This window comes from Streptomyces sp. NPDC085932, from assembly GCF_044540525.1.
Classification (GTDB): Bacteria; Actinomycetota; Actinomycetes; order Streptomycetales; family Streptomycetaceae; genus Streptomyces; species Streptomyces levis.
Window position 1 is genome coordinate 349,914 of sequence record NZ_JBITSJ010000007.1, and the last position, 16,667, is coordinate 366,580.

Annotated in this window: 14 protein-coding genes; 2 read left to right on the plus strand and 12 right to left on the minus strand. The window is 73.5% G+C overall.

Translation table 11 applies throughout. The annotated features are described in order from the left end of the window. Positions 1 to 11: 11 nt before the first annotated feature. Positions 12 to 767, plus strand: a complete 756-nt coding sequence (locus ACIGAQ_RS31685; protein ID WP_399789054.1) for an SIS domain-containing protein — start codon at positions 12 to 14, stop codon at positions 765 to 767. 25 nt (positions 768 to 792) lie between these two features. Here the strand turns inward: ACIGAQ_RS31685 and ACIGAQ_RS31690 are convergent, their stop codons facing one another. Both ACIGAQ_RS31690 and ACIGAQ_RS31695 read right to left on the minus strand, forming a co-directional pair. After that, positions 793 to 2,226, minus strand: a complete 1,434-nt coding sequence (locus ACIGAQ_RS31690; RefSeq protein WP_399789057.1) for a PAS domain-containing protein — start codon at positions 2,224 to 2,226, stop codon at positions 793 to 795. 612 nt (positions 2,227 to 2,838) lie between these two features. Beyond that, entirely contained in the window at positions 2,839 to 3,939 is a 1,101-nt protein-coding gene (locus ACIGAQ_RS31695) for a citrate synthase 2 (protein ID WP_362281139.1), read from the minus strand. Between the two features lie 285 nt (positions 3,940 to 4,224). Between ACIGAQ_RS31695 and pdxH the strand changes: the two genes are divergently transcribed. Then, a complete protein-coding gene (gene pdxH, locus ACIGAQ_RS31700) occupies positions 4,225 to 4,893 on the plus strand; it encodes a pyridoxamine 5'-phosphate oxidase (RefSeq protein ID WP_399789060.1) in 669 nt (222 codons plus the stop codon). A gap of 12 nt (positions 4,894 to 4,905) precedes the next feature. On the opposite strand, the gene ACIGAQ_RS31705 is transcribed toward pdxH, so the two are convergent. The 10 genes from ACIGAQ_RS31705 to ACIGAQ_RS31750 form a co-directional block, all read right to left on the minus strand. Further along, positions 4,906 to 5,487, minus strand: coding sequence for a hypothetical protein (locus tag ACIGAQ_RS31705; RefSeq protein WP_362281136.1), 582 nt, complete (start codon positions 5,485 to 5,487; stop codon positions 4,906 to 4,908). A gap of 34 nt (positions 5,488 to 5,521) precedes the next feature. Next, positions 5,522 to 6,133, minus strand: a complete 612-nt coding sequence (locus ACIGAQ_RS31710; RefSeq protein WP_311681442.1) for a TetR/AcrR family transcriptional regulator — start codon at positions 6,131 to 6,133, stop codon at positions 5,522 to 5,524. After that, the gene (locus ACIGAQ_RS31715; protein WP_311681441.1) at positions 6,121 to 6,855 is read right to left on the minus strand and encodes an enoyl-CoA hydratase family protein; all 735 of its coding nucleotides are present in this window, start codon (positions 6,853 to 6,855) and stop codon (positions 6,121 to 6,123) included. Before ACIGAQ_RS31715 ends, ACIGAQ_RS31710 begins: the two co-directional genes overlap by 13 nt. Further along, positions 6,852 to 8,420 (minus strand): 4-coumarate--CoA ligase family protein, encoded by a 1,569-nt coding sequence (locus tag ACIGAQ_RS31720; protein ID WP_399789064.1) that lies wholly within the window; start codon positions 8,418 to 8,420, stop codon positions 6,852 to 6,854. The genes ACIGAQ_RS31715 and ACIGAQ_RS31720 overlap by 4 nt, the downstream gene beginning before the upstream one ends. Before the next feature lie 38 nt (positions 8,421 to 8,458). Beyond that, positions 8,459 to 9,586 carry an acyl-CoA dehydrogenase family protein gene (locus ACIGAQ_RS31725; RefSeq protein WP_399789067.1) on the minus strand — a complete coding sequence of 376 codons (1,128 nt, stop codon included), beginning with the start codon at positions 9,584 to 9,586 and terminating at the stop codon, positions 8,459 to 8,461. A gap of 58 nt (positions 9,587 to 9,644) precedes the next feature. Next, complete coding sequence (locus ACIGAQ_RS31730) at positions 9,645 to 11,492, minus strand: acetyl/propionyl/methylcrotonyl-CoA carboxylase subunit alpha (protein ID WP_399789070.1); 1,848 nt, start codon at positions 11,490 to 11,492, stop codon at positions 9,645 to 9,647. Positions 11,493 to 11,502: 10 nt separating this feature from the next. Continuing rightward, positions 11,503 to 13,101, minus strand: a complete 1,599-nt coding sequence (locus ACIGAQ_RS31735) for an acyl-CoA carboxylase subunit beta (protein WP_399789073.1) — start codon at positions 13,099 to 13,101, stop codon at positions 11,503 to 11,505. Next, positions 13,098 to 14,768: an acyclic terpene utilization AtuA family protein gene (locus ACIGAQ_RS31740; RefSeq protein WP_399789415.1), complete on the minus strand. Its 1,671-nt coding sequence runs from the start codon at positions 14,766 to 14,768 to the stop codon at positions 13,098 to 13,100. The genes ACIGAQ_RS31735 and ACIGAQ_RS31740 overlap by 4 nt, the downstream gene beginning before the upstream one ends. 32 nt (positions 14,769 to 14,800) lie before the next feature. Next, positions 14,801 to 15,595 (minus strand): TIGR03084 family metal-binding protein, encoded by a 795-nt coding sequence (locus tag ACIGAQ_RS31745; protein WP_399789076.1) that lies wholly within the window; start codon positions 15,593 to 15,595, stop codon positions 14,801 to 14,803. 450 nt (positions 15,596 to 16,045) lie between these two features. Further along, a complete protein-coding gene (locus tag ACIGAQ_RS31750; RefSeq protein ID WP_399789418.1) occupies positions 16,046 to 16,573 on the minus strand; it encodes a TetR/AcrR family transcriptional regulator in 528 nt (175 codons plus the stop codon). Positions 16,574 to 16,667: the final 94 nt, after the last annotated feature.

A 16,667-nucleotide genomic window follows, 5' to 3' on the forward strand; every position in this document is an offset into this window, starting at 1 on the left:
GGGGATCCCGTATGAGCGACCGCTCACCGGCCGGCCAGTTCCTCGACGCCGCGATCGACCTGCTGCGGCGGGTCCGTGACGAGGAGGCCGACAGCATCGCGGCCGCCGGGACGCTCCTGGCCGACACCGTCGAGCAGGGCGGCCGGCTCTTCGCCTTCGGCGCCGGGCACTCCTCCCTCGCCGCGCAGGATCTCGTCTACCGCGCCGGCGGACTGGCCCTGATGAACCTCCTCGCCGTGCCGGGCGTCGTCGGCGTCGACGTCATGCCGGCACCGCTCGGCTCGGCCCTGGAACGCGTCGACGGCCTCGCCGCCGCCGTCCTCGACAACTCCCCGCTCCGCGCGGGCGACGCCCTGCTGATCATCTCCCTCTCCGGGCGCAACGCCCTGCCCGTGGAGATGGCCCTGCACGCGCGCGCCCTGGGCGTGAAGGTCATCGGCGTGACGTCGGTGGCGTACGCGTCGGAGACGAAGTCCCGGCACTCCTCCGGCACGTTTCTGAAGGACCACTGCGACCTCGTCCTCGACTCGAGGATCGCGGTCGGGGACGCGGAGCTCACCCACGACAAGGTGCCCGCCCCCTTCGCCCCCGCCTCCACGGTCGTCACCTCGGCCCTCCTTCAGGCCGTCATGGCCACGACCGCCACGACCCTCGCCGACCGGGGCATCGAGCCGCCGCTCCTGCGCTCCGGGAACGTCGACGGCGGGCACGACTGGAACGCCCGGGTGATGGAGCAGTACGGCGACCGGATCTTCTACCGGCACTAGCCGGTGACCGGCCGGCCGGGGCCCGTCAGCCGCCGGCGGGTGGGTCCGCCAGGTCCAGCAGGTCCACCACGTCCAGTGCCGTCGCGATGCGTACCGCCACGTCCTCCGCGTACACCGCGTCGGACCGCTCGAAGGCGCTGCGGCCCGCCCCCCGCAGGAACGTCACGACACCCAGCGTGCGCCCCCTGCTGCGCAGCACCGCGCACAGGGCGTGCACCGCGTCCGGCGGCCACTGACGCGCCAGCGCCCACTCGCGCGCCCGCTCGGCGGACGCGGCGCCCGCGCTCGCCCGCAGCGCCCCCGTCCGCTCCACGCACTGCAGGGCCGGGTGGCCCTCCGGGTAGCGCACGGGCAGCCCCGCCGGTCCCGCGAGCCTGCTCGGCCCCGGCGCACCCGACGGCGTGGCCGCGACCCGCACCAGCCGGACCGGCCCCTCGGCCTCCGGGTCGGTCAGCGCGCCGCCGGCCACCCGGTCGATCAGCGCGTGGTCGGCGAACCCGGCGAGGGCGAAGTCCAGGTGGACCGTCGCCGCCTCCGCCGGGTCCTCGCACTCGGCGGCCGCCCGCGCCGCCCGGTGCAGCTGCTGCGTGCGAAACCGCAGCAGGGACGCCTCCTGCTCGTTCTGCTTGAACTCCGTCACGTCCTGGAACAGCCAGCCCACACCCAGTGGAACCGGTTCTTCCGCGAGCGGCGAGGCCAGGCGCAGGAAGCCGCTGCGCCAGCACCTCCGCCGCTCCCCCTCCGGCGTGCGCACACTCACCCACACCTCGGCGGGCGCCGGGGGCGCGCCCTCCGCCAGCACGTGCTGCAGCGCGCTCTCCAGCTCCTCCACGCCCTGCGACAGCAGCTCGCCGAGCGGCCGGCCCAGCACCGACGTACGGCCCGTGCCCAGCGCCCGGGCCGCGTGCGCGTTGACCACGGCGGGCCGCAGGTCGACGTCGACCAGGACGACGCCCCAGCCGGCGTCCTCGAAGAGTGCCTCGCTCAGGGCGATGGACCGCTCCAGGTCGATCTGGGCGTGCACCTCGCTGAACGCGCAGTAGACCCCGGCCGGCTTTCCGTCGGGACCGCGCACGGCCGCCGACTGCGTGCGGACCAGCACCCGTCCGCCGTCCTTCGTCAGCAGCGCGAACTCGTGCACCTGCCGGCCCGGGGCGTGCATGGCCGACAGCAGGCGCTCCTCGACCTCCTCGGCGTCCGCGCTGCGCACCGCCCATCCGGCCAGGCCGCGCTTGCCGACGGCCTCCTCCGCGCTCCAGCCGAGGATCCGCTCGGCCTCGCGGTTCCAGTGCGTGACGACGCCGTCGGCGTCGAAGGCGCACAGCGCCGCGTCCATCCCGTCCAGCAGCGCGGCGAGCAGATCCGAACCATCGGCACCGTCCCGCCCATCGGCACCGTCCCGCTCGGGCTCTTCCGGCCCCAGCTCGTCGGTGGTCCCACTACGCCGGGAAGCACTCACCTGGACCCCCTGCAGGCTGCGTCCGCACGTACGGCACGCCGGTTCGCTCCTTGCCTTCATTCAACTGGAAGGTGACCCAGCGCACACCGGGTTCCCCCAACATTGAAGGAATCGTTGTACGCGGGCAATCCCCACGTCAACGGCCCGTGACACCGCCGTCGCACCGGTGCGGGTACCCCCGGGGTCAAGGTCTCAAAAAAACGGTTGATCCGGGCCGGGACGGTTTCTTAGGGTGCCAGTACACGAGAGAGGAGGTGGTTCGGCAGATGTATGGAAACCGGACGCGTGAGGTGGCTGCGGGCTAGCGGCCCGACACCACACTCGGTGCGGTGCCGAGCCAGCGCGCGAACGACGCGTGCAGCCGGCCCAATCTCAAGCAGTCACCCGACCCGCGAGTCGCCGGTACGTCCGGCCGGCTCCTCCCCGGAGGAACCAGACTCGCGGGTCGTCTGCGTTCTCGGAGAGACCCATCGTGCGGCCGGGTCTTCGGTGAGCAGCATCGCGTAACCGGGCGGGAACCAGGGAGGCGATCGGGGAGGAGTTGGACCGGCTCGTGTCGCCGGGCGGGGCCACGGCCCCACCCGGGGGCGGGTAGGGCCGTGGGCGGGTGGGTCAGTGGGCGATGTCCTCGTAGCCCTCGATCTCGCGCGGGTTGCGGCTGCCCGGGCCGACGTAGCGGGCCGAGGGGCGGACCAGGCGGCCCGTGCGCTTCTGCTCCAGGATGTGGGCGGACCAGCCGGCCGTACGGGCGCAGGTGAACATGGACGTGAACATGTGCGCGGGGACCTCGGCGAAGTCCAGGACGATGGCCGCCCAGAACTCCACGTTGGTGGCGAGGACGCGGTCGGGGCGGCGGGCGTGCAGCTCCGCCAGGGCCGCCTTCTCCAGGGCCTCGGCGACCTCGAAGCGCGGGGCGCCCAGTTCGCGGGCGGTGCGGCGCAGGACGCGGGCGCGGGGGTCCTCGGCGCGGTAGACGCGGTGCCCGAAGCCCATGAGGCGCTCGCCCTTGTCCAGGGTCTGCTTGACGTAGGCCTCCGCGTCGCCCGTGCGCTCGATCTCCTCGATCATGTGCAGGACCCGGGACGGGGCCCCGCCGTGCAGCGGACCCGACATGGCCCCCACCGCGCCGGACAGCGCGGCCGCGACGTCCGCGCCGGTCGAGGCGATGACCCGGGCCGTGAACGTGGAGGCGTTCATGCCGTGCTCGGCGGCGCTCGTCCAGTAGGCGTCCACCGCCGCCACGTGCTTGGGGTCGGGCTCGCCCCGCCAGCGGATCATGAAGCGCTCGACGACCGAGTTCGCCTTGTCGATCTCGCGCTGCGGCACCATGGGCAGGCCCTGCCCGCGGGCCGACTGGGCCACGTACGACAACGCCATGACGGCCGCCCGGGCCAGGTCCTCGCGGGCCTGCTCGGCGTCGATGTCCAGCAGCGGCCTCAGGCCCCAGACCGGCGCGAGCATGGCCAGCGCGGACTGGACGTCCACGCGGATGTCACCGGAGTGGACGGGGATGGGGAACGGCTCGGCGGCGGGCAGCCCCGGGTTGAAGGCACCGTCGACGAGCAGGCCCCAGACGTTGCCGAAGGAGACGTGGCCGACGAGGTCCTCGATGTCGACGCCCCGGTACCGGAGTGCGCCGCCCTCCTTGTCCGGTTCGGCGATCTCCGTCTCGAACGCGACGACTCCCTCGAGCCCGGGTACGAAGTCGGACATCAGGCGGCTCCTCGTGATGTAAGCGACAGATGGTGTGTTGTGGGGTGGGACGTACGAACCATGTGTCAGTCAGCTGGCGAAGCGGGCGGCCGTCCAGTGGATCCACGGTCGTCTGCGGCGACTCGCGGTCCTGGCCGGTTGCCCCTGTGATGCCCCGAACGGTCGGCGGTCACCCAACCGGAACGGCACCGAAACGATATCTCCGAGTGTCAAGGTTGGGGAGGGTTCGCGGCACTCAGTGCCAGGCAGTGACGAAGGACACCGTCCGTACGGCAAGATGACCGGGTGACCGACCGCGACGACGTCCCCTTCGACCTGGCCTCGATGCGCAAGCAGTACCGGGCGGACGGGCTCTCCGAGACCGAGCTGGCCGCCACCCCCGTCGAGCAGTTCGCGCGCTGGTTCAAGCAGGCCGCGACGGACGGCGGGCTGTTCGAGCCGAACGCCATGATCGTCTCGACGGCCGACGCCGAGGGCCGGCCCGGCTCCCGCACGGTGCTGCTGAAGCACTTCGACGAGCACGGCTTCGTCTTCTACACGAACTACGACTCCCGCAAGGCCCGTGACCTGGCGGAGAACCCGTACGTCTCGCTGCTGTTCCCCTGGCACCCCATGGCCCGCCAGGTCATCGTCACGGGCGTCGCGCGGCGCACCGGCCGGGACGAGACGGCCGCCTACTTCCGCACCCGCCCGCACGGCTCCCAGCTCGGGGCGTGGGCCAGTGCCCAGTCCTCGGTGGTCTCCACCCGGGCCGACATCGACGGCGCGTACGCCGAACTGGCCGCCCGCTACCCGGAGGGCGAGCAGGTGCCGGTGCCGCCGCACTGGGGCGGGTTCCGGGTGGCGCCGCAGACGGTGGAGTTCTGGCAGGGCCGTGAGAACCGCCTGCACGACCGCCTGCGGTACGTGGAGCAGCCCGACGGCAGCTGGCGGGTGGAGCGGCTCAGTCCGTGACGGGGCCGGGCCTCAGATCTTTCCCTGGACGAACGCCGTGCGGTGCCCGTCGAGCAGCTCGCTCACGCGGCCGCGGAATTCCGGTGTGAGCTCGGGCCAGTTCCAGAACTCGAACCCGAGATGGGCGAAGGCGAAGTAGTCGTCGGTCCAGGCCCAGTCGCGCAGGGGAACCCGGCGGGCGCAGGCCGGGCAGCGGACCTGGGCCGCACCGGTGGCGGACCAGGTGCTGATGGCGTCCCCGAAGGGCGCCCAGGCCTCGTCGATCGTCGCCCACTCGTCGTCGACCAGGCGGGTCGTGACCGAGCAGCGCGGGCATGTCGCTGCCTCCATGCCTCCTGGCCAGCCGTGGAAGACGGTGCGCCCGGTGTGCACGGCGAGGCCGTCCCACGGCTCGTCGTCCGCGTCGGCCTCGGCGACCGCGCGCTCCCATCGCGGGCCCGGCGGGTGTCCCAGGGGCAGGCCCAGGACACAGTCCGTGCGTTCGGACAGCACGACGCCCTCGGCCACGAGCCACTGCACGACTCTGCGCGCGAGCGGCTCCGCTTCCGCCCCGTCCGCGTCGAGGTCGACGATCGTCTGGTAGTGATCACCCATGCCGGAACCGTAGTGCCCGGCACTGACACCGCCCTCAGCCCAGCGTCTCCTCCAGCAGCCCCGCCCACTGGGCCACCACCCGTTCGCGGCGGGCGGCGTCGTCCGTGAGGAGGTTGGCCAGGCCCAGGCCGCGGGCCATGTCGAGCAGGCCCTGGACCGTTTCGCGGACGCCGGGGACGGATTCGTCGGCGGCGAGGAGGTCGACGGCGATGCGGTGGGTCTCGCGGCCGACGCGGGATTCGAGCTCGGTGACGCGGGGGCGGAGCTGCTCCTCGTTGGAGGCGGCCACCCACAGGTGGAGGGCGGCGCGGAACAGCGGGCCCGTGTAGAGGTCCACCAGGGCGGCGACGACGGCGTGGCGGTCCCCGTGCGCGCCCTCGGGGAAGAGGGCGCGCAGGGCGGTGGAGCGTTCCTCGGCGACGTACTCGACGGCCGCCGTGAAGAGGTCCTCGCGGGTCGGGAAGTGGTGCTGGGCGGCGCCGCGGGACACACCGGCCCGCTCGGCGACGACGGAGACGGTGGAGCCCGCCCAGCCGTGTTCGGCGAGGCAGGCCACGGCGGCTTCCAGGAGCCGCTGCCGGGTGGCCCGGCTGCGGTCCTGCTTGGGGACTCTCTCCGCACGGTCGACCGTGCTCACACCACCCATGCCGGATCCCGTCGTTCGAGGAAGGCCGTCATCCCCTCGCGTGCCTGCGGGGAGGCGAACAGCCGGGCCGAGAGCGCGGTCAGGTCGGCCGCTTCCCGGTCGAAGGCTTCCAGCACCCTAGCCGTGAGCAGCCGTTTCGTCTCGGCCAGGGCGTCGGGGGCGGCTCTGCGCAGGCCGTCGAGGATCGGGGCCAGGGCCGTGTCGACGTCCTCGGCGTACGCGGTGAGCAGGCCCGTCGCGGTGGCCTCGGCCGCGTCGAAGCGTTCGCCGGTGAGGTAGTGGCGGGACAGGGCGCGTGGGTTCGCGCGGGACAGCAGCGGCAGCGAGATGACCGCGGGGGCGACGCCGATGCGGACCTCCGTGAAGGCGAAGGTGGCCGCGGTGGAGGCGACCGCGATGTCGCAGGCGGCCAGCAGGCCGAGGCCGCCCGCGCGGACGTGGCCGGTGACCCGGGCGACGACCGGCTTGGGCAGTTCGACGATCCGGCGCAGCAGGGCGACCAGCGCCTCGGGGTCGGGCGGGTCCTTGAGGTCGGCGCCGGCGCTGAACGTGGTGCCGGTGTGGGTGAGGACGACCGCGCGGACGCCGGTGTCCCGGCCGGCGTCCGTGAGCGCGTCGGCCAGTTCGCCGACCAGGGCAGCCGAGAGGGCGTTGCGGCGCTGCGGCGCGTCGAGGGCCAGGGTCTCGACGGCACGCGCGCGGGTGCGGGCGATCAGGGTCATGCGCTCTCCCGGAGCTGTCGGCGGAGGATCTTGCCGGAGGCCGCCCGGGGGACGCCGTCGATGAAGGTGACCTCGCGTATCCGCTTGTAGGGGGCCACGCGCTCGGCGACGTACATCATGATCTCCCCGGCGGTGAGTCCGGCGGCGGCCGGCTGACGGACGACGTAGGCGTGCGGGACCTCGTTGCCGTCGTCGTCGTAGGTGCCGATGACGGCGGCGTCGGCGATACCCGGGTGGGTGAGCAGGAGCGCCTCCAGTTCGGCCGGGGCGACCTGGAAGCCCTTGTACTTGATCAGTTCCTTCACCCGGTCGACGACGAACAGCCATCCGTCCTCGTCCACGTGCCCGACGTCCCCCGTGTGCAGCCAGCCGTCGGCGTCGATCATCGCGGCGGTGGCGTCGGGGCGGCCCAGGTAGCCCTTCATCACCTGGGGGCCGCGGATGAGGATCTCGCCGGACTCGCCCGGGGGCAGGTCCCGGGTGGGGTCGTCGAGGGAGACGATGCGCATCTCGGTGCCGGCGATGAGCCTGCCGACGGTGCCGGGCGGCGCGTCGCGCATGGCGTCCAGCGGGACGACGTGGGTCCCGGGCGACAGCTCGGTCATGCCGTAGGCCTGGCCGACGGGCGGCAGGCCGAGGCGTTCGGAGCAGGCGGCGGCGAGGCGGGCGTCCAGGGGCGCGGCGGCGCTGACGATGTACCGCAGCGACGACAGGTCATACCGGGAGACGACCGGGTGCTTCGCGAGGGCCAGGACGATGGGCGGGGCGACGTACAGCGCGGTGATGCGGTGGTTCTGGATCGCCGCGAGGAACTGCTCCAGGTCGAAGCGGGGCAGCACGACGACGGTGGCGCCTTGGCGCAGGGGCGCGTTCATCAGGGCCGTGAGGCCGTAGATGTGGAAGAAGGGCAGCACCGCCAGGACCCGGTCGCCGGGGCCCGCGGGGATCGCCGGGGCCAGCTGGGCGAGGTTGGTGGCGATCTGGCGGTGGGTGAGCATGACGCCCTTGGGCGTGCCGGTGGTGCCGGAGGAGTACGGCAGGGCGGCGACGTCCTCGGCGGGGTCGATGGCGACGCGGGGTTCGGGGGCGGTGGTGGCCAGCATGTCGATCAGGGAGCGGTGGCCGGTCGCGCTGTCGCACACGAAGATCTCCCGTACGCCGCCCGCGAGTTCGGCGGCCCTGCGGGCGATGTCCAGCAGCGGCGACACGGTGACGATCCAACGGGCCGCGCAGTCGGTGAGCTGCTTGGCGAACTCCTGGGCGGTGGCGAGCGGATGCACGGTGGTGACGGTGGCACCCGCGCGCGTGGCGGCGTAGAACGCGGTCGGGAAGGCGACGGTGTTGGGGCTGTGCAGGGCGAGGACGTCGCCCTTGCGGACCCCGGCCTCGGCGAGGCCGGCGGCGACGCGCCGGTGGAACCGGTCCACCTGCTCGTACGTGAGGGTGGTGCCGTCCGTGCCGTCGATCAGGGCCGGGGTGTCACCGAACTCGGCGGCCCGGGCCAGGACGGCGTCGTGGATGGGGAGGTCGACGGGCGGGACGTCTGCGTACTCGCTGCGGAACATGGCTGGTTCCTCCTCGCGGCGCGGGAAGTCTCAGGTTCTCAGTACGACTTCGGCAGGCCCAGGGTCTGGTGGGAGACGTAGTTGAGGATCATCTCCCTGCTGACCGGGGCGATACGGGCCACGCGCGCGGCCGTTATCAGCTGCGCCAGGCCGTACTCGCGGGTGAGTCCGTTGCCGCCGAGGGTGTGCACGGCCTGGTCGACGGCCTTCACACAGGCCTCGCCGGCGGCGTACTTGGCCATGTTGGCGGCCTCTCCGGCGCCCGGGTCGTCACCCGCGTCGTAGAGGGCCGCGGCCTTCTGCATCATCAGGCGGGCCAGTTCGAGGTCGACGTGCGCCTGGGCGAGGGGGTGGGCGATGGCCTGGTGGGCGCCGATGGCGGTGTTCCAGACGGTGCGGTCGCGGGCGTACTCGACGGCCCTGCCGAGGGCGTACCGGCCCATGCCGATCGCGAAGGCGGCCGTCATGATCCGCTCGGGGTTGAGTCCGGCGAACAGCTGGAGCAGGCCCGCGTCCTCGTCGCCGACGAGCGCGTCGGCGGGCAGGCGCACGTCGTCCAGGACGAGTTCGAACTGCTTCTCCGCGGCGTTGAGTTCCATGTCGATGGGGCGGCGGGTGAAGCCCTCGGTGTCGCGCGGGACGATGAACAGGCAGGGCTTGAGGCGGCCGGTGCGGGCGTCCTCGGTGCGGCCGACGATCAGGGTGGCGTCGGCGATGTCGACGCCGGAGATGAAGACCTTGCGGCCGGTGAGGATCCAGCCTCCGGTGTCCTGGTCGCGGCGGGCCGTGGTGGTGATGCGGTGGGAGTTGGAGCCGGCGTCGGGTTCGGTGATGCCGAAGGCCATCCGGCGGGTGCCGTCGGACAGGCCGGGCAGCCAGGTCTCCTTCTGGGCGTCGGTGCCGAAGCGGGCGATGACCGTGCCGCAGATGGCCGGTGAGACCACCAGCATGAGCAGCGGGCAGCCGGCGGCGCCGAGTTCTTCGAGGACGATGGAGAGTTCGGTGATGCCGCCGCCTCCACCGCCGTGTGCCTCCGGCAGGTTGACGCCCAGGTAGCCGAGTTTGCCTGCCTCGGACCAGAGGTGATCGGGGTCGGCGCCCCGGCCGTGGCGTCTGCCGAGGGCGGCGACGGCTGCTCGGAGCGCCTTGTGGTCTTCGGTGTCCATGGGACGTCCTTTCAGGTGCGGGTCGTATGTGGCTGGGCGCGCAGTTCCCCGCGCCCCTTCAGGCCTCCTGCACAACCGCCAGCAACGTCCCCGGCTCGACCTGCTGGCCGGGTGCGACCGGCAATGCGGTCAGCGTTCCGGTCACCGGTGCGGTGATCTTGTGCTGCATCTTCATCGCCTCCAGCCAGAGCAGGGGCTCGCCGGCCTTCACCGGTGTGCCCGCCGCGAGGCCGTCGGCGACGCGGACGACCGTGCCCGGCATGGGGGCCAGGAGGGAGCCGGGGGCGTGTTGCGCGGTGGGGTCGGGGAAGCGGGGCAGGGCGGTCAGGGCGGTGGTGTTGACGTGGACCCGGTCGTCGTGGCGGGCGACGTCGAACCGGCGTCTGACGCCGTCCACTTCGAGGATCACCAGACCCGCGTCGGCGTGCACCACGCGCACCCCGTCCGCCTCCAGGCCCTGCCGGGTGTACCGGTAGCGGGCCTCGTGCTCCTCCCCCGCCATCAGGTAGCGCTTGGTCTGCGGCTGCGAGGGGACGTTGCGCCAGCCGCCGAAGCCGGGGCGGGCCCGGGCGCTCGCGTCGGCGAGGGCGGCGGCCAGGGGGGCGTGCGGGTCGGGGGCCGGTTCGGCCAGGTCCGCGAGGTGGCGGTCGTAGAAGCCGGTGTCCATGCGGGCGGCGGCGAATTCGGGGTGCCGCAGGGAGCGGACCAGCAGGTCGCGGTTGGTGACGGGGCCGTGGATCGCGGCCCGTTCCAGGGCGGACGCCAGCTTGCGCAGGGCCTCCGCGCGGGTGGGCGCGTGGGCCACGACCTTGGCGATCATCGGGTCGTAGTGGACGCCGATGGTGTCGCCGTCGGTGTAGCCGGTGTCGAGGCGGACGGCGCCGGGGAGCGCGAGACGGTGCAGGGTGCCCGTCTGCGGGGCCCAGTCGCGGGCGGGGTCCTCGGCGTACAGGCGGGCCTCCACGGCGTGGCCCCGCGCGCGGGGCGGCTCGGGGGCGAGGGGGTGACCCTCCGCGATGCGGATCTGCTCCGCGACCAGGTCGATGCCGAACACGGCCTCGGTCACCGGATGTTCGACCTGGAGGCGGGTGTTCATCTCCAGGAAGTGCGCCCTGCCGTCGGCGACGAGGAACTCGACCGTGCCGGCGCCGACGTAGTCGACGGCCCGGGCGGCCCGTACGGCCGAGGCGTGCAGTTCCTCCTCCAGTGCGCCGGGCAGCGCGGGGGCCGGTGCCTCCTCGATCACCTTCTGGTGGCGGCGCTGCAGGGAACAGTCGCGGGTGCCCAGCGGCCGGACCGTGCCGTGGGTGTCGGCGAGGATCTGCACCTCGACGTGCCGGCCGCGCTCCACGTACGGCTCGACGAAGACCTCGCCGTCGCCGAAGGCGCTCGCCGCCTCCGCGCGGGCGGCCGCCAGTTCGGCGTCCAGGTCCGCCAGGCGCCGTACGACGCGCATGCCGCGGCCGCCGCCGCCCGCCGCGGCCTTCACCAGGACGGGCAGGTCGGCCTCGGTGACCTCGGTGAGCGGCTCGATGCCCAGGAGCTGCTTGGCGCGGGTCTTGGACGCCATCGCCTCGATGGCCTCCGGGGGCGGGCCGATCCAGGTCAGGCCCGCGTCCAGGACGGCCCGGGCGAAGTCCGCGTTCTCGGAGAGGAAGCCGTAGCCGGGGTGCACGGCGTCCGCGCCGGCGGCGACGGCGGCCTTCACGATCAGGTCGCCGCGCAGGTAGGTGTCGGCGGGCGCCTCCCCCGGGAGGCGGACGCTCGCGTCGGCCACGCGCGCGTGGAGAGCGTGCGCGTCGGCGTCCGAGTGGACGGCGACCGTGCGGATGCCCAGCTCGTGGCAGGTGCGGAAGACCCGGCAGGCGATCTCGCCCCGGTTGGCGACCAGCACAGAAGTGATCACTGAAGGTTCCTCACATCCGGAAGACGCCGAAGCCGCCGCGGGCGCCCTCGTAGGGGGCGGTGTGGATCGCGGACAGGCACAGGCCGAGCACGGTGCGGGTGTCGCGCGGGTCGATCACGCCGTCGTCATAGAGCCGCCCGGACAGGAACATCGGCAGCGACTCGGACTCGATCTGCTGCTCGACCATGGCGCGCAGCGCGGCGTCGGCCTCGTCGTCGTACGGCTGTCCCTTGGCCGCGGCGGACTGACGGGCGACGATCGACAGCACGCCGGCGAGCTGCTGCGGGCCCATCACGGCCGACTTGGCGCTGGGCCAGGCGAACAGGAAGCGGGGGTCGTAGGCGCGGCCGCACATGCCGTAGTGGCCGGCGCCGTAGGAGGCGCCCATGAGGACCGACAGGTGCGGGACGCGGCTGTTGCTGACGGCGTTGATCATCATCGCGCCGTGCTTGATGATGCCGCCCTGCTCGTACTCCCTGCCGACCATGTAGCCGGTGGTGTTGTGCAGGAACAGCAGCGGGATGTCGCGCTGGTTGGCGAGCTGGATGAACTGGGCGGCCTTCTGGGACTCCTCGCTGAACAGCACCCCCTGGGCGTTGGCGAGGATGCCGACCGGGTAGCCGTGCAGGGTGGCCCAGCCGGTGGCCAGACTGGTGCCGTACAGCGGCTTGAACTCGTCGAAGTCGGAGGCGTCGACGACGCGGGCGATGACCTCGCGCGGGTCGAAGGGGCTCTTCAGGTCGCCGGGGACGATGCCGAGAAGCTCCTCGGCGTCGTACTCGGGCGGCTCGGCCGGGCCCGGATCGCCGTACGCCTTGCGGTGGTTGAGGCGGGCGACCACGCGGCGGGCCTGGCGCAGCGCGTCGTGCTCGTCGACGGCGAAGTAGTCCGCGAGGCCCGAGGTGCGCGCGTGCATCTCGGCGCCGCCCAGGGACTCGTCGTCGCTCTCCTCGCCGGTCGCCATCTTCACCAGGGGCGGGCCGCCCAGGAACACCTTGGCCCGCTCCTTGACCATGATCACGTGGTCGGACATGCCGGGGATGTAGGCGCCCCCGGCGGTGGAGTTGCCGAAGACGACCGCGACGGTCGGGACGCCGGCGGCCGACAGCCGGGTGAGATCCCGGAAGATGGCGCCCCCGGGGATGAAGATCTCCTTCTGCGAGGGCAGGTCGGCGCCGCCGGACTCCACCAGGCTGATGCAGGGCAGCCGGTTGGCGAGCGCGATGTCGTTGGCGCGCAGGGCCTTCTTCAGGGACCACGGGTTGCTCGCCCCGCCGCGTACGGTCGGGTCGTTGGCGGTGATCAGGCACTCCACGCCCTCGACGACCCCGATGCCGGTGACCAGGGACGCGCCGACGGTGTAGTCGCTGCCCCAGGCCGCGAGCGGGGACAGTTCCAGGAAGGGCGTGTCGGGGTCGAGGAGCAGTTCGATGCGCTCGCGGGCGAGGAGTTTGCCGCGCTTGCGGTGCCGTGCGACGTACTTCTCGCCGCCGCCCGCGAGGGCCTTGGCGTGCTCGGCGTCGAGCGCGGCGAGCTTGTCGAGCATCGCCTCGCGGTTGGCCCGGAAGTCGGGGCCCGACGGGTCGAGCGCGGAGGTCAGGACGGTCACAGCAGGGCCTCCGGTATCTCCAGGTGGCGGGAGCGCAGCCATTCGCCGAGCGCCTTGGCCTGCGGGTCGAAGCGGTGCTGGGCGGCGACGCCCTTGCCGAGGATCCCCTCGACCACGAAGTTCAGGGCGCGCAGGTGGGGCAGCACGTGCCGGGTCACCTTCAGCGGGCGGCTCTCGGGGATCAGCTCCCGGAACCGCTCGACGGTCAGCTCGTGCGCGAGCCACCGCCAGGCGTCGTCGGTGCGGGTCCAGACGCCGACGTTGGCGTTGCCGCCCTTGTCGCCGCTGCGGGCCCCCGCGACGAGGCCGAGCGGGGCCCTGCGGCACGGTCCGGCCGGCAGCGGCTCCGGCAGGGGCGGCTCCGGGACGTCGTCGAGCACCCGGGTGTCCTGGGGCGGGGACACCGTGACCCGGCGTCCGTCGGGGAGGACGGCCACATGGTCGACCGCCCCATGGGGGACGTACACATCCTCGAACACCCCATACGGCGCGCCCTTCCCGGGTGGCGCCAGCACATGGAAGCCGGGGTAGCTGGCCAGCGCCAGCTCCACCGCGGCCCCGCTCAGCGCCCGCCCCACGGCCTGCTGGTCCGGATCCCGTACGACCAGCCGCAGCAGCGCGCTCGCGCACTCCTCGGTGTCGGCGTCGGGCCGGTCGGTGCGCGCCAACTCCCAGCGGGCGTCGGCGACCTCGTGCAGCGCGGGCGCCATCTGGTCCCGCACCAGCGCGGCCTTGGCCTCGATGTCCAGGCCGGTGAGCACGAAGACGACCTCGTTGCGGAAGCCGCCGAGCTTGTTGAGCCCGACCTTGAGGGTGGGCGGGGGCGCCTCCCCGCGCACGCCCTCGATCCGCACCCGGTCGGGCCCGTCCTGGCCGAGCCGGACCGTGTCCAGCCGGGCGGTGACGTCCGGCCCCGCGTACCGGGCACCGGCCGTCTCGTACAGCAGCTGGGCGGTGACCGTGCCGACGTCGACGAAGCCGCCGGTACCGGGGTGCTTGGTGATCACGCAGCTCCCGTCGTCGTGCAGCTCGGCGAGCGGGAAACCGGGGCGGCGCACGTCGCCGTCCCGGAAGAAGGCGTAGTTGCCGCCGGTGGCCTGCGCTCCGCACTCCAGGACGTGCCCGGCGACGACGGCCCCCGCGAGCCGGTCGTGGTCCCCCGGAGTCCAGCCGAAGTGGGCGGCGGCCGGCCCGGTGACCAGGGCCGCGTCCGTCACGCGCCCGGTGACGACGAGGTCGGCGCCCGCGCGCAGACAGGCCGCGATACCGAAGCCGCCGAGGTAGGCGTGGGCGGCGAGGCTCCCGGGATGGGCGGCGGTGAGGTCGTCGCCCTCGACATGGGCGACACGCACGGGGACGCCGAGCCGGCCGGCCAGCGCCCGTACGGCGTCGGCGAGTCCGGCCGGGTTGAGCCCGCCCGCGTTGGTGACGATCCGCACGCCCCGCTCGTGCGCGAGTCCGAGGCACTCCTCCAGCTGCCGCAGGAAGGTGCGGGCGTATCCGGCGCCCGGGTCCTTCAGCCGGTCCCGGCCGAGGATCAGCATGGTGAGCTCGGCGAGGTAGTCGCCGGTGAGGACGTCGAGTTCGCCGCCGGTGAGCATCTCGCGCAGGGCGTCGAAGCGGTCGCCGTAGAAGCCGGAGGCGTTGCCGATGCGCAGGGGTTTCACCGGCTCGCCCGTCCTGCCGGTGTGCGGGGTCGTCACGAGGCGGCTCCCTTCGGCGGGCGTCCGCTGCCCGGCGGTCCCGCGAAGGCCTGTGCGATGCCGAGCCAGCGGTCGGCGTCGGGGCCGTCGGCGCGCAGGGCCAGGTCGGCACGGTGGGCGCGCTGGGTGACGAGCAGGCAGAAGTCGAGGGCGGGGCCGGTGACGCGCTGCGGGGCGTCGTCGGGTCCGTAGGTCCACAGGTCGCCGGAGGGTGCCCGCAGCTCGATGCGGAACGGGTCGCCGGGCGGAGTCAGCCCGTGCACGCCGAAGGCGAAGTCCCGGGTCCGTACCCCGAGCCAGGCCACATGCCGCAGCCGGTCCGTGGGTGGGCGCACCACACCCAGGGCGTCCGCGACGTCCTGTCCGTGGGCCCAGGTCTCCATGAGGCGGGCGGTCGCCATGGAGGCGGCCGACATGGGTGGCCCGTACCAGGGGAAGCGCGCCTTGGGCGGTGCGGCGCGCAGGGCCTCCGCCAGCGCCGCGCGGCCCTCGCGCCAGCGGGCGAGCAGTGCGCCGGGCGGCAGGGCGGCGCCCTCCGCCGCGCCCTCGTCGACGAACGAACCGGGCGCGGCGAGGGCCTTCTCGACCAGGGCGTGGAAACCGTCGGCGTCCGTGACCGCGAGCAGGGCGGAGTGGTCGGTCCAGGCGAGGTGGGCGATCTGGTGGGCCACGGTCCAGCCGGGTGCGGGGGTCGCGAGCGCCCAGCGCCGCGCGTCCGCGCCGGCCACGAGACGGTCGAGTTCCTCGCTCTCCTCGCGCAGATCGTCGAGCACGGACGTCGAGTCGGACACGAGCGCTCCCCTCGGGGCACGGCGGTGTGCGCGGTGATGCCAGGTGGCACGGGGTGGTGCGGGGTGGTGCGGCGTGGTGAGGAGCATGGCAGCGCGCCAGGAAACAATCAAGCATGCTTGCATGAAAATCTGCTCGGCCGGGCTGGAGTCGTCGGACGAAAGGACGTGGGCCGCACGAGCGCGTGGGGCAGGAGGACTGCCCGGCGCCGGCTCAGGCGGCCGAGCGGGGCCGCCGAGCCCTTGGCGACAGCAGGACGACCCGAACGCGCGGGATCACCCGGCCGGGCGGGACCGCCGAGCGCGCGGCGGCAGCCGGGCGACCCGAAGGCGCGGGATCAGCCGACGCAGTACCAGGGGATCAGTCGACGCGGCACGAAACGATCAGTCACCGCAGCACCAGGCGATCAGTCGACGCGGTACCAGGCGATCAGTCGCCGCAGTACCAGCCGATCAGTCGACGCGGTACGAGGCGATCAGTCGGGCCAGGTGGCGGCCCGCCACCTCCAGCGGGGTCGCGCTGCGGGCGACCTGCGCGGCCAGTTCCGCGCCCTCCAGGGTCGCGATCACCGTGTGGGCCAGGTCCTCGGCGTCCGCCTCGGCGAAGCCGGCCGTGACGAGCTTCTCGGCGACCACCGTCCGCCAGCGCGCGAAGGCCTCCGCCGCCGCCTGCTGGATGCCGGGAGCGCCGGCCGCCGTACCCACGGCGGCGGAGGTCACCGGGCAGCCGTCCAGCCAGTCGGAGTCGCGCAGCCCCTCGGCGAGGGACGCGGTGAGGGCGAGGAGGGCCCGCCCGGGGTCCGGCTCCGCGTCGAGCGTCTCGCGCAGCAACTCGGTGAACTCCTCGTCGCCGAGCCGGACGGCCGCCGCACCGAGCTCCTGCTTGCCGCCGGGGAAGAAGTGGTAGACGGACCCCAGGGTGGCCCCGGCCTCGCGGGAGATCTGCTTGATGCCCGTGCCCTCGTAGCCCTGCCGCTGCATCAGGCGGGACGCCGTACGGACGATCCGCTCGCGGGTGCCGGCGGTTTCGAGGTCGTGCGGGGCCTTGGTCTTCACGCCGCCACTCTACCGAGCT

Coding starts and splice junctions, on each gene's coding strand:
- ACIGAQ_RS31685 (WP_399789054.1), top strand. CDS start 12: ATGAGCGACCGCTCACCGGCCGGCCAGTTCCTCGACGCCGCGATCGAC.
- ACIGAQ_RS31695 (WP_362281139.1), bottom strand. CDS start 3,939: ATGTCCGACTTCGTACCCGGGCTCGAGGGAGTCGTCGCGTTCGAGACG.
- ACIGAQ_RS31705 (WP_362281136.1), bottom strand. CDS start 5,487: ATGGGTGATCACTACCAGACGATCGTCGACCTCGACGCGGACGGGGCG.
- ACIGAQ_RS31710 (WP_311681442.1), bottom strand. CDS start 6,133: ATGGGTGGTGTGAGCACGGTCGACCGTGCGGAGAGAGTCCCCAAGCAG.
- ACIGAQ_RS31715 (WP_311681441.1), bottom strand. CDS start 6,855: ATGACCCTGATCGCCCGCACCCGCGCGCGTGCCGTCGAGACCCTGGCC.
- ACIGAQ_RS31720 (WP_399789064.1), bottom strand. CDS start 8,420: ATGTTCCGCAGCGAGTACGCAGACGTCCCGCCCGTCGACCTCCCCATC.
- ACIGAQ_RS31725 (WP_399789067.1), bottom strand. CDS start 9,586: ATGGACACCGAAGACCACAAGGCGCTCCGAGCAGCCGTCGCCGCCCTC.
- ACIGAQ_RS31750 (WP_399789418.1), bottom strand. CDS start 16,573: ATGCAGCGGCAGGGCTACGAGGGCACGGGCATCAAGCAGATCTCCCGC.